Source organism: Pirellulales bacterium, assembly GCA_035499655.1.
Lineage (GTDB): Bacteria > Planctomycetota > Planctomycetia > Pirellulales > JADZDJ01 > DATJYL01.
Map to the genome: position 1 here is coordinate 64,521 of DATJYL010000095.1, position 12,949 is coordinate 77,469.

Here is a 12,949-nt window from a genome sequence, read left to right on the forward strand (position 1 = left end):
AATTGAAACCGGGATGCTAATCGCTAACTGCTAGCCGCTTCAATCAGTCGAACATCGAGTCCATGCCCAGGCGGGTTTTCAATTCCTCAAACTGGCGCTGATATTCCTCGCTGGAAGAATGGACGTGCTCAGCCTCGGTAATGAACTTCATCTGGTCGTTGCACGGCACGCCGCGATCGCGGAGCACTGCTTCAAAGCGGCTCAGGTTTTGTCCGTAGGCGATCAGCAATTTGTGCTCGTCAAATTGCACTTCCAGGGGCACGTTCGGATTCAGCACGGCGATACCGGTGCAACCGTCGTTGAGCAGCAAATCTTCGTAATCGTAGAGCGTGCTTTTGAGCACGGGCAGATCGATGTGCTCGCGATATAAATCGACGTGTCCCTTGGTATCGGGACTGTGGCTGGTTTCCAGCACGACGTCGACTTCCATGCCCAGCGGATCGAGCAATTCGAGAAACGTCTCAAACAGTTCTTCCTTCGTCGCGGCGGCCATCAGCACCGGGACGCGGACGCGAGAATCTTCGTCGGCAAAACAATCGTGGCGATAACCCTGGCTGGGTACGACTTGCAAATCGAACGACGGACGCACGGCTTCGGTCAATTCGAAATTGCCGTATCGGCAAACTTTCAGGTGCGCCTCAAGCTGCTCATCGGAAAGGCGCTCGAAGCTGCTGCCGTTGTGGGGCGGCGTGCCGTCGCGAAAGACATTTCGAAAAACGCGTTTCAAAAAACCCATCGGCGATTGATTCCTTCGTTGATTGCCCCTGCGACTCGAATCTAGGTGGTGATCAGGCTGTGGGATGTCCATGAAGCAACTAACAAATAGCTAACCAACCTTAGATTACGTCTGCCGTCGCGGGGGGCCGCAAGCGGACAAGTTCTGCGATTGCCTTGGGTCGGGGTCGGCAAGAACGGAAAAACCTGCGCTTTGTTCGAAACAGGCCAACGGAGCGGCTTCCCCTTGTTTAGTTTAGCACTGTGCCGGGTGATGGCGCTAAACCCGGACACTTTCCGTGCAGCGAAACTTGTTGCCCCGCGTGAAGATGTGCCGACAACGAAAGCTTTAACTTCATTTTTGGGCCACAGGCGAGGGGCAAATCGGCGTTGTCGGCGGGGCACAATTGGAGTATTGGTAAGAAGGACAGGCCAGTTGGCGAGGAACGTTCTGCCGTTCGTAACGCGCCCATATTGCCGCATCACCACACGTTGAATTTGGACAACATGCGAAACTGCACCGTCGGTTGCATCTGGACAACATTCGCTTTCAGCTTGCTGTTGACAGCCTGCAGCGATCGGCCGCCCGGTCTGGAGATAAGTGCCGAATCACAGCCGTCGGCGGCGGCGCAAGGCGCCGGATTGACCGCTTCGTTGCCCGCAGCGCGGCCGGTTTCCGCCGCCGTGGCGACGGCTGGTGCAGCCATTTCGGTGGGGCCTGCGCAGGTTGATCCCGCTGCGATATCCGCCAAGGGCGATCCGCGGCAGTGGTGGGAAGCGGTGTATGCCTACCAAACGAAAATCGGCTGGTGCCACACCCAGTTTTCCGACCTGGAGGAAAATGGACGAAAGCTGGTCCAAATCAATTACGAAAATCACATTGCCGTCGATCGCCAAGGAGAGCGGACCACGATTGACATTGTCACGCAAAGTGTAGAAACGCCGGAAGGCGAATTGCTGCGCTTTCATACCGAGATCAACTCCGGCGCCAGCCACACGCAAATGACCGGCCACGTGGCCGACGGGCAACTCACGCTGAAAACGGTCACCGCCGGAAAAACCACCACGGAATCGTTCCCCTGGATTCCCGGCACCTTGGGTTTTAGCGCCACCGAGCAATCGCTTTCTGCGGCGCCGCTTCAGCCCGGACAACACCGCAGCTTACGGGCCTTGATGCCCGCCACGAACGAAGTGGTTACCATCGATTTGGCGGCCGATAGGTACGAGCCCACGCCGCTGGTCGATCACACGGAAGATTTACTGCGGATCGAAGGCAGCATTATGCTGCCCATGCACGGCGGCAACGAGCAACCGCCGGTCATTCGTTCTCAATTGTGGACCAACCGCGAAGGGCAGGTGTTAAAAACATCGCTCACGGCGCTGCACCAGGAAACGTATCGCACGACACAGGCCTTGGCCCTGGCCGAGCCCGGAGTCCGTCGGTTGGATTTGGTAGTGGACAACACGGTGCCGGTGGCCCGCTCGCTCGTGGATCCGCATGCCACTCGGCGCGTGAAATACCGCGTGCAGTTGCTCAACGACGATCCGTCCAAAGTGTTTTATTCCGGCGGTTCGCAAGAAGTGGCTTCGTTGGATCCGCACACGGCGGACATTACCGTGCGGCGGATCGATGGGTCGGCTCCCACCGCGCCATCTTCAGTGGTGTCCGCGGCAGCTTCTTCGGCAAATGCAACACACGTTCCCACCGACGAAGATCGCGCGCCAAACAATCTGATTCAAAGCGACGACGATCAAGTGCAGGCCCTGGCCAAAGCCGTGGCGCCGGAAGAAACCGACCCCTGGAAGCTGGCCGTGGCGCTGGAGAAATACGTTAAGGACATCGTCAAGCTTAAAGACTTTTCGCAAGCCTTCGACACGGCGGCAGATGTGGCCCGGCTGCGCGAAGGCGATTGCACCGAGCACTCCGTCCTGTTGGCCGCCCTGGCCCGTGCCCGCGGCATTCCGGCCCGGGTGGCCATCGGCCTGATTTACCAACCCTCCACGCAATGCTTTGTCTACCACATGTGGAACGAGCTGTGGATTGCCAACCGCTGGGTGCCCATGGACGCCACCTTGGGCCGCGGCGGCATTGGCGCGGCCCACCTCAAGCTGACCGATTCCAATCTCGCCGGCGCACAAGCCTACAGTTGCTTTCTGCCCGTGGCCCAAGTCATCGGTCAGTTGAAAATTGAAATTCTGGAAGTGGAATGAAGCATCGGTCTTGATCAATCAAAGCTAGCGACTGATGTATCCAAAGTACCAGAAGTTGACGGAGTCGTCCAAGGGGAGGGGAATTCCCCAGCCTTCGCCTGGCTTGGCAAACATTTTTGGCGGCTGGGTACCTGTCGCCTCAATCGTGATTGGTTGCGGCACGAAGGGCTCTGGAACCTGCGGCGCGGCAAAGCAATCGACTGACGAAGCGTGGTAGGCAGGCGGGGCGGTCTCTTCGACAGGCTGGAAGTAAGCCGCGGGCGCGACAGAATACGCATGCTGATTTAGCTTTCGGGGTTCCGGCAAGGCCGCCGTGACGACGGGGTGCGTGGGCAAATCGACGGTCTTGCTCGTGCTGTCCGTCTCCACAATTTCGGCTCGGACCAGCACCATCAATTCAATGTCCTCGCCATCTTTCGCGGAGCAAGTGCAAGCACTTTCGTCTTGACCGGCCGGATGACTGGCGCAATCCTGCATTTGATCAACTTGCGAGGGTTCCCGCTTGACAATCAATCCGCCCAGCACGGCGGTTTGGCCCGACTGCATTTCCAGCGTGGTTTCCAGTTCTGTCGTGGAGATCATGGGCGTCTGGGGAGCGCCCGTTTGTAGAGCCGACGATTTTTCCAGCTGGCTAAAGCTGGGCCGCACATGCAGGCGCAGCTTGTGGTCATCGAGCACTTCGGACTGCACGTCGACGGTGGTACCAATCTTTCTGTATTCAATGGTTTCTGGACCGTCGGTGTGCGGAACAAGAACGGGCACATCTTGACCAATTTGAAGATGCGCTTCTTGGCCGCTGCGGGCCAGAATCCGCGGCGCACTGGTAACCGTCAACAACCCTTCATTTTTCAGCAGATCCAGAAAACTGAGGAAGGCGCTGTCGTTTTCGAAGCATTCGGAATTGTGGTTCGGGGCAAAATGGCTGCCGTCGAACTTGGTGAAATCGAAGCCTAGCGCTCGACATTTGGAACGATTGAGCTCCATCAACTGCACATGCACCACGACTTGCTTTTGCGGACCGCTCGATGCTGCAACTTGTTTTTGCGGCGCAGTCCAGGTCGTGGCCGGCTTGGATGGGACCATTGGCTGACTCATCCACTCGTCAAGCGAGTAAGAATGGGCTTGGGGTTGAGCCGCTGGTTGGTCGTAGGAAGCCTGATGCAACCGAGCCAATTCCGCTTGGGCGGTTTGCAATTGTTCAAAGACCGATTTCATTTGGGCATCGCACTGCGTGCGAATTTGATCGGCCTGAGCGTGCAAGCCCGCGGCGTCTAAATGGTGGATCGCTTGCAGCATGTGATCCAATTGATCGGTTTGGCAGGCTGCGGCGGTCGGACAAGCGCACGATGCGGTCGGACAAGCACATGAGGCGGTCGGACAAGCACACGGGGCATAAGCCGTGGCCGTACCAGGCGCCTGAAAATAAGCCGGCGTTGGCAAATATGCCGGCGACGTAGCACATGGCGAAGTTGAATAACCGGTTAAACATCCAGCCGGTTGAAATTCTGCCTCGGTAGCAGTTGGAGAGAGGTTGTGAACAGCGACTGGTGGAGCCGGCCAGAGCGGCGCAGACCCCGACGGCGGCCACGTGTTGGGCGCACCATACACGGGCGTAGATGTTGCTTTCCAGGTTTGGGGAGCAGTGAAATCAGCCGTCATCCGCGGGAGCGATGCTGCCGGTGCGTCACAATCGCCGACCACGGTCCAACCGGGTGCGGTGGCGGCGAGCGCGCCGAAATCGGCAGCGTAAGAATGGATTTGCGGCGGCGGTCCGATGGTCATGATTGTTGGACCGCCGTTTGTCGAACCGGTTAGCCCGGGCGGGCAGCATTGGCACGCCTCTTCATCTGCGCATGCCGCTGCGGCAGGGCAAATTGGACACGATTGGCACGGCTGAGCCTGGGCGCAATTGGGTATTTGCTCCAAGCCGCGGCTGTCGTATCCAATTAACGAATCATCGAACTCAGCAGCTTGCGCGGTGCAAAGGGCAATGCCTGCGATCAAAGCACCTGCCAACGATAGTCCGGAAATTTTGAGTGCCGATTGCTTCCGCCACATGGGTCATCCTCCTGATTTCGCTGAGAGATACTTCGAGCAGCCAAAGCCGAAAGAAAATGCCCCAGCTCGGGCAAAATAGGCGGGGAAGAATAGCGGCTTTTCGTTCGCCAAGCAATGCCTCTTAGAAGCAATTAGCGGTTAGCAGCTAGCAATTAGCCGGCCGGTGTATATCCATGCGGGTTGATAAATTGCCCAGCTCTGTTTGGCTAATCGCTAATTGCTAACCGCTAATCGCTTTCCCCCGGCAGCGTGAAATCGGCAATGAACAATTGACTGGTGTGATCGGCTGTGCGGTTGCTGGTCCACATCAGTTTGGCGCCATCGGGCGAGAAGACCGGCAGCACGTCGGCGGCCGGGTGATCGGTAATGCGCCAGATTTTGCCCGGCACGATGTGGCCGTCATGCTCGCTGTATTTCATCAGCCACAAATCGTAATTGGGCGTGGCGTGCGGATCGGAATGATCGGCGCCGGTCCAAATGATGTACGGCAGCGTGGGATGCCAATACGGGGCCCAATTCACACCGATGTTGTCGGTGAGCGCCGTGTCGTTTTGTCCGTCGAAGCCGATTACGTGCAGTTGCAAGTAGTTTTCTTTTTTGCGGTCGCTGCGATACACGACCCAGCGGCCGTCGGGCGAGGTGAAGGGGCCGCCATTGTAACCGGGGAAGTTCGTCAACTGCCGGACGTTGGCGCCGTCGGCATCCATCACGTAAATGTTTGGATTGCCGCCGCGATTGCTGCAAAACACGATGTGTTTTCCGTCGGGGGTGTAAGCACATTCGGCATCGTAGCCGGGGGAATCGGTCAGGCGGCGCAAGAGGTGGCCGTCCAAATCGGCGGAGAAAATTTCCATCCACGGATCAAAATCCCATTGGTAGCGGCGATGGCGGCCGGCCTGGGCGTCGTCTTCGTCTTGTTTTCGCTGGGCGGCTTCGGTGTCCGATAAATTTGGGTCCAGGTGGCTGCTGGCGAAGATGATGCTTTTTCCGTCCGGGGCAAAAAAACTGCACGTATTTCGGCCGCGTCCCGAGCTGACCATTTTGGGTTTGGGCGAGTTGGAATCTGTCTCCGCTGCGGCGCGACCACCGGTCGCGGCTTTATGAACTAAGTTCTCGTCGGCCAGCGGCAGGGTGTAAATTTGATAAAACATGTACGCCAGTGGCACACCCTGGAAGATGATGGTTTTTCCATCCGGGGAAAAATAGCCTTCGCCGGCTTTCGAAAAATCGGCGCTGGTGGTCAGTTGACGAATGTTTTTGAGATATTTGCTCTCCGGCGACGGCGGATTTTGTTCCGGAGCAGTAGCCGCGGCGGTGGGCGTCGTCGTGGAATCAGCCGCTAGAGCGAACATGGGCCCAAGGAGAACATCGGCCAGAACCGCCGCCAAAAACAGCTTCGAATTGATCTTCATGGCGATCCGTCCCATTAGCTTTTCAACCCCGGTTCAATAAAAACAGTGGTGTGCGCGAAGGGATTGCCCTTACTATTATAGAGATGCGCATTGCAACCAGACACCATCCACCTGGAGACCCGCCTCCATGAAAATCTACACGAAAACTGGCGATGCCGGTGATACCGGGCTGTTTGCCGGGCCGCGCGTTCGAAAAGACGATTTGCGCATCGAAGCTTATGGCACGGTCGACGAGTTGAACGCCGTGCTGGGCTTGGTCCGCAGCCACGCCACCGTTGGCCAAGCAAAGCTGCCTGCGAAGATCGACGCGCAGTTGGCACGCATTCAACACGCGCTGTTCGATTTGGGCGCCGAATTGGCCACGCCTGATCCGAAAGCCCGCGGCACAAGTTTTGTTACTCCGCAGGAAATCGGGGTGTTGGAACAGGCCATCGACGGTTTTGAAGCGCAGCTTCCGCCGCTGAAGACATTTATTTTACCCGGCGGGACGCCCGGCGCCGCCTGGTTGCATTTAGCGCGCACGGTCTGCCGCCGCGCGGAGCGCCAGGTGGTGACCTTGGCGCAGCGCGAAGCGGGAAATTTTTCGCCGCACGTGCTGGTGTATTTGAATCGTCTGAGCGATTTGCTGTTCGTGATGGCGCGGGCCGTGAATCAGCTTGCCGGCCACCCCGACGTGCCCTGGGAAAAGCCCAGTGCCTGAACGATCTTTACTCCAGCGGCGTCGGCGGATAGGTTGTTGGCAGCGTGCTGGGGGTGGAATTGAATAAACGGGATCGACGCGATTTAGTCGTTGACGGGAGTCGTGTTTCCCGCCGAGTCATTTGTGAATTCTATTTTCAGGCGGCGTCATGAAAAAAATTGAGGCCATTATCCGGCACTTCAAGCTGGAAGACGTGAAAACCGCGCTCACCGAGCAAGGGGTGTTGGGGATGACGGTTTCCGAAGTTCGCGGCTTCGGTCGGCAAAAAGGGCACGTGGAAATGTATCGCGGCACGGAATACGCCGTCGATTTTGTGCCGAAAGTCAAAGTCGAGATTGTCGTGCCGGACAGTCAATTGCAAAAGACCTTAAGCACGATTATGCAGGCCGCTCAAACGGGGCAAATTGGGGACGGCAAAATTTTCGTGTACGATTTGGTAACGGCCTTGCGAATCCGCACCGGCGAAGCCGGGGACGACGCCGTATGAACCGCGGTTTGGCCTGCGGAGTATATTGCCAGTAGTATGTTAGCTTGACGTTCACTCCGCCAATCGCCTTCCCCCTTTGATTATGCCTTCTGTCTCGACGCTCCGTCCCTGCGTGTTGGCCGCCAAAGATTGGCTGGCTCAGGAGCGCGCCAAATTGAAGCAACAGCACGACAGCGGATCGCCGGGCATTCAAGTCTGTGCCCGGTTGACCGACATGCTCGATCACGTGGTGCTGGATTTGCACCAGTCGGCGCTCGCGGAGCTTGCTCCCGATGAGAGTTCTTTGTTGCACAGTGAAGTTTCGTTGGTGGCGCACGGGGGCTACGGGCGGCGCGACGTGGCGCCATATTCGGACGTCGACTTGATGATTTTGTGCTCCCCCAAGGCTGCGCCACAGGTGCCGCCCTTGGCCAAGCGGCTGCTGCACGATTTATACGATGCCGGCCTGATTCTGGGGCAAAGCGTGCGCACGGTGTCGGAGGCGTGGAAGTTGGGACTGAAAGACCCGACCATCTTCACTTCGCTGGTGGAATCGCGGTTGCTGGCCGGCAGCCAGCCCCTGTTTGAGAACTTTCAAAGCAAGTTTCAAAAAGCGGCACAACGTCATTGGCGCAGGCTGGTGGGAGACATTGAAGCATCGCGCCACGAGGAGCGCGAGCATTTTGGCGAGACGGTTTATTTGCTGGAGCCGAACGTCAAGCGCTCGCCCGGCGGTTTGCGCGATATTCAACTGTTGCGGTGGGTTGGTTTCGCCCGCTACGGCGACGCCACGCCCGACGGTTTGCAACTCATGGGGGAGTTATCGAAAGAAGACGAAGTGGCCCTGCGTCGGGCTTTAGAACTGTTGTTGCGGGTTCGGAACGAGCTCCACTTTCATGCCGAAAAGGAGCAGGATGTTCTCAATCGCACCGAACAAGTGCGGATGGCCAAAGTCTTTGGCAGCCAAGCGGCGGAAGGCCTGTTGGAAGTAGAAGTATTCATGCGGGAATATTTTCGCAACACGCACGCGGTTCAGCAGATTGCGGCGCGGTTTTTGGAGGGCGCGCGGCCGTGGACCAAACTGGGCGACGCGCTGTTTCCGCTGCTCAGCCATCGGGTGGAAGACGATTTCCGGATCGGCACCCGTCGCATTCGGGCCACGCGAGCCGGCCTGGAAAAACTGCCCGGCAATTTGCCGCAAATTTTGCGGTTGGTGGATCTGGCGAATAAACACGACAAGCGCATTGCCCACAGCACGTGGGAAACGGTGCACCGGGCGGCACCCAAATTGCCCGACGTGATCACGCCGGAATCCGCCGAATTGTTTTTATCGATCCTGTCGCAGCCAACCCGATTGGGAGAACTGCTGCGCGATTTGCACGCCCTGGGCGTGTTAGAGCGATTGATTCCGGCGTTTGCGCATGCTCGTTCGCTGTTGCAATTCAATGAATATCACAAATTCACGGTGGATGAGCATTGCATTCGGGCGGTGGAGGCGGCCACATCGTTTGCCGACGAGCCGACCCCCTGGGGTGAAGTGTATAGTTCCATCAAAGACAAGCGCCCGCTTCATTTGGCGCTGTTGATTCACGATTTGGGAAAAGGCTTTGTGGCAGATCACAGCGAAGTGGGGCTGCGCATCGCGGAGGAAACCGCGGAGCGTCTGTTGCTGCCGCAACACGAAACTGAAATTTTGAAGTTCCTGGTTCACAAGCACTTGGTGATGTCGCACCTGGCGTTTCGCCGCGACACCAGCGACGACCAATTGATTGTGCGCTTTGCGGTGGAAGTGGGCTCGGCGGAAATTTTACGGCTGTTGTTCGTGCTGACTTGCGCCGATTTGGCGGCCGTGGGGCCGGGAGTGCTGAACTCGTGGAAAGGAGAGGTGCTCAGCGATTTATACGTGCGCACGCTGCTGTATTTGTCCGGGGATTCCCCCTCGCTGGTCGCCGATGATTGCCGCTTGTCGACGCAAGCGCTGCTGGCCAACGAGGAGCCGTCAGACTGGTATGTGCAGCAAACGGAAGCTTTGAATTCATCCTATTTGATGAACGTCGCGCCGGAGCAAATTGCGGAGGAATTGCGGCGGTTGAAAAAGCTGGGCCCGGGCGACGTCGAAGTGTGGCATCGCTTTCTGCCGGAAACCAACACGATTGAATATACGGTGGGTACGTACGAAGATATTTCGCCGGGAATTTTCCACAAGTTAACCGGCGGGCTGAGCAGCGCCGGCTTGCAAATTCTATCGGCCGATATTAACACACTGGCCGCGGGATTGGTGTTCGACCGGTTCCGCGTACAGGATCCCGATTATGCGGGCCAACCGCCGCCGGAGCGGATGAACGACATCGACCGGCGGTTGAAAGAATCGCTGACGTCCGACCAGCCTCCGGCCTTTCGCCGCGTGTGGCGGAGCAGCCAAAGAAAAGCGAGCGAGGCCCTGCAGGTATTGCCCACACAAGTGCGCTGCGATAATAGCACTTCGGAGCGGTTCACCGTGATCGATGTGTTCGCCTTGGACCGGATGGGATTGTTGTACACGATTTCCCGCACCTTGTTTGAGCTGGGTTTGTCAGTTTCGCTGGCGAAAATCGGCACCTACCTGGACCAGGTGGTCGACGTGTTTTACGTCACGGAACAAACGGGGCGCAAAGTGGAGGGAGAAGAGCGGTTGGAAAGCATTCGGCAGGCGCTATTGAAAGCCATCGAGGAGTTTCAGCGAGAAGGTCCGAAATAACCATGCGGAACCACGGCGCGGCACCATGCCGTTTGTTCACCGTTGTTCATTGCGGCTTGCGCTGCGAAGCAGGCGGAGTAGCAACCGTTCCTGCACCCGACCACGGAACCGTTCCCGGCCTTGAATGAACACGACCGGAACGCAATCGGTGTAGCGCGCCAGCAGTGCCGGATCGCCGTCGACGTCAATTTCCCGAACGGTTAGCCCATGTTTTTCCAACAACGCCTTGGCTTGATCGCACAAGCAGCAACCGCGACGAGTATATAAAACCACGTCCAAAGTCATCGAAGTGCTCCGCAGCAATTCCTGGCAACGATACCGCCCGTAGCCGTACCATCATAAAATAAACACATGAAATTCAACATCAGGGCCTCGTCAATTCTGATTTAGTAAATCGATCTCGCTTTTCCGCCATTCCCGGCCATGCCGCAGCCGCATCAATCAAAATTGCCCGCCCAATCGCCGCCTGCAATCGGTGGGTGGCAATCGGCGGGCTTTCTCGCGCTGGTGGGTGTGCTGCTGATCGCGGGCTTGGTGCTCTTGATTTATTGGCCTGTCGTACACGGTGGATTCATCATGGATGACGATTTGCTCCTGACCGACAATGCTCTGGTCAAAGCGCCCGATGGACTGTACCGCATGTGGCTTACCCGCGAGCCGGTCGATTACTGGCCGCTAACCAACAGCAGCTTTTGGGCGGAGTGGCGGTTGTGGGGGATGAACTCGACCGGTTATCACGTGACCAACCTGTTGCTGCACATCATCAATTCGCTGCTCGTGTGGCTGTTGCTTAAGCGGCTGGCGATTCGCGGAGCATTTTTAGCAGCACTCTTGTTTGCGGTACATCCGGTAAACATCGAAAGCGTAGCTTGGATTGCGGAGCGGAAAAACGTGCTTTCGATGTTGTTTTTCTTACTCTCGATTCTTTCTTATTTGAAAGCGGAGCGGTTGGTCAACCGCTGGTATTGGTTCAGTCTAATGGCGTTTGCGCTGGCGATGCTTAGCAAAGGTTCGGTGGCGATTTTGCCGCTGTTGCTGCTAGTTATTGCATGGTGGCAACGGGGACGAGTGACCGCTGGCGATGTGCGGCTCGTGGCACCGTTTTTTTTGGTTGCCATCGCACTCACCGGCGTGAATATTTGGTTTCAGACACACGGTGCAGAAACGGCAATCCGCAATGTCACCTTCGACCAACGATTGGCCGGCGCGGGCGCGGTGGTGTGGTTCTACCTGTACAAAGCGCTGTGGCCTATGAACCTGGCATTTATTTATCCGCAGTGGGATATCCAAACCAGCAACTTACTGTGGTGGTTGCCCTTGGCGTCAGTTGTGGCTGTTACCATTGTCCTGCTGCGTGCCTGCTTGTCGCAGCAGGAAAAATTGTCGCGGAAGGGATGGTCTGGGCACCTGCTTTTCGGCTGGGGTGTCTTCATCGTCGCCCTGTTGCCGATGCTGGGTTTTGTTGACGTGGGGTTCATGCGCTATTCCCTGGTGGCCGACCATTACGAATACATTGCCCTGATTCCCGTGGTCGGGCTTGTGGCGGCGGCAGTAGACTACTGTTACGGCCGAGCGGCCGCAGCGGCGCGCCCGGTAATCGCCGGCGGAGCCTTCGCTGTTGTGGCAGCCCTGGCTTGGTTAAGTTGGAATCAAAGCCAACTATACGCCAACTCCATCGCGCTGTATGAAGCAACTATAAAAATCAATCCGGACAGTTGGCTGGTGCACACCAACTTGAGCATCGATCTGAACGACGCCGGACAATTACCCCAGGCCCTTGCCCACGCCCAGGAAGCTTTGCGATTGCAGCCCGATTATGCTGAAGCGCACAACGCACTGGGTTTAATCCTGGCCCAACTCGGCAAGCCAGCCGAGGCGATCGACCAATATCATCAAGCGCTGAATCTTAAACCGAATTTTGCAGAAGCCTATTGCAACCTGGGCGCGGCTTACGGCATGCAAGGCCAGCTGCTGCAAGCCATCGATTATTTGGAACGGGCCGTGCAACTTAAGCCCTATTTTTTCGAAGCCCAATGCGATTTAGCCCGCGCTCTGGCCGGCGTAGGCCGACTGCGGGAAGCGGCAACACAATACGACGAGGCGCTGCGGCTGAAACCGAATTCTCCCGAGGCCGAGTTCGGCCTGGCCCGGACCTATGCCGCGATGAATCGATCGGCCGACGCGCAGACTGCAGCGCAGAAAGCGATAGAATTAGCCCGCTCTAATGGCCAACCAGAGCTGGTGAAGCAAATCGAAACCTGGCTGACGAATTATAATACAACACAGTAAACGATTCGCCGCACACAACAGCGTTCACCGCATGGCGCAACAAACGACAACCGCGATTGCTGGAGGAATTCACGCGTTCGCCGGCAAGGTTTTGTCCGGACGAAAACCACGTTCAGGAAAAATCTCGGCGGGGAAAAACAGCAAGGCAGGGGGTATTTCCACCGCACAAAGTTTGCCCGGCTGGCTGATCGTGGCGGGCATCGTTTTCATTGCGCTGGCAACCTTGGTGGTGTACTGGCCCAGCCGCAACGGCGAGTTTCTATGGGATGGGGGGCTGCTGATTACCAAGAACCCGCTGGTGAAAGCCCCTGACGGTTTATATCGAATATGGTTTACGCGGGAGGCGGTGGATTACTGGCCGA

General features: G+C 57.3%; 10 protein-coding genes. 6 read left to right on the plus strand and 4 right to left on the minus strand.

What is annotated here, in order from left to right:
- Positions 1–43: 43 nt before the first annotated feature.
- Entirely contained in the window at positions 44–736 is a 693-nt protein-coding gene (locus VMJ32_06970) for a hypothetical protein (protein HTQ38751.1), read from the minus strand.
- A 485-nt stretch (positions 737–1,221) separates the two neighbouring features.
- Here VMJ32_06970 and VMJ32_06975 point away from each other — a divergent pair, with 485 nt between their 5' ends.
- Positions 1,222–2,925 carry a transglutaminase-like domain-containing protein gene (locus tag VMJ32_06975; GenBank protein HTQ38752.1) on the plus strand — a complete coding sequence of 568 codons (1,704 nt, stop codon included), beginning with the start codon at positions 1,222–1,224 and terminating at the stop codon, positions 2,923–2,925.
- Between the two features lie 24 nt (positions 2,926–2,949).
- On the opposite strand, the gene VMJ32_06980 is transcribed toward VMJ32_06975, so the two are convergent.
- Both VMJ32_06980 and VMJ32_06985 read right to left on the minus strand, forming a co-directional pair.
- Positions 2,950–4,983 (minus strand): hypothetical protein, encoded by a 2,034-nt coding sequence (locus tag VMJ32_06980; protein HTQ38753.1) that lies wholly within the window; start codon positions 4,981–4,983, stop codon positions 2,950–2,952.
- 227 nt (positions 4,984–5,210) lie between these two features.
- Entirely contained in the window at positions 5,211–6,395 is a 1,185-nt protein-coding gene (locus VMJ32_06985) for a biopolymer transporter Tol (protein ID HTQ38754.1), read from the minus strand.
- A gap of 127 nt (positions 6,396–6,522) precedes the next feature.
- On the opposite strand from VMJ32_06985, the gene VMJ32_06990 reads away from it, so the two are divergent.
- The 3 genes from VMJ32_06990 (at position 6,523) to glnD (ending at position 10,298) form a co-directional block, all read left to right on the plus strand.
- On the plus strand, positions 6,523–7,095 hold the full coding sequence (locus VMJ32_06990) for a cob(I)yrinic acid a,c-diamide adenosyltransferase (protein ID HTQ38755.1): 573 nt from the start codon (positions 6,523–6,525) through the stop codon (positions 7,093–7,095).
- Positions 7,096–7,243: 148 nt separating this feature from the next.
- Positions 7,244–7,582: a P-II family nitrogen regulator gene (locus tag VMJ32_06995; protein HTQ38756.1), complete on the plus strand. Its 339-nt coding sequence runs from the start codon at positions 7,244–7,246 to the stop codon at positions 7,580–7,582.
- Positions 7,583–7,664: 82 nt separating this feature from the next.
- The gene (glnD, locus tag VMJ32_07000) at positions 7,665–10,298 is read left to right on the plus strand and encodes a [protein-PII] uridylyltransferase (GenBank protein ID HTQ38757.1); all 2,634 of its coding nucleotides are present in this window, start codon (positions 7,665–7,667) and stop codon (positions 10,296–10,298) included.
- 36 nt (positions 10,299–10,334) lie between these two features.
- Here glnD and VMJ32_07005 read toward each other — a convergent pair whose 3' ends face one another.
- The gene (locus tag VMJ32_07005) at positions 10,335–10,583 is read right to left on the minus strand and encodes a glutaredoxin family protein (GenBank protein ID HTQ38758.1); all 249 of its coding nucleotides are present in this window, start codon (positions 10,581–10,583) and stop codon (positions 10,335–10,337) included.
- Positions 10,584–10,721: 138 nt separating this feature from the next.
- Between VMJ32_07005 and VMJ32_07010 the strand changes: the two genes are divergently transcribed.
- Both VMJ32_07010 and VMJ32_07015 read left to right on the plus strand, forming a co-directional pair.
- A complete protein-coding gene (locus VMJ32_07010) occupies positions 10,722–12,587 on the plus strand; it encodes a tetratricopeptide repeat protein (protein ID HTQ38759.1) in 1,866 nt (621 codons plus the stop codon).
- 31 nt (positions 12,588–12,618) lie between these two features.
- A partial coding sequence (locus tag VMJ32_07015) for a hypothetical protein (GenBank protein ID HTQ38760.1) occupies positions 12,619–12,949 on the plus strand: 331 nt, incomplete at its 3' end.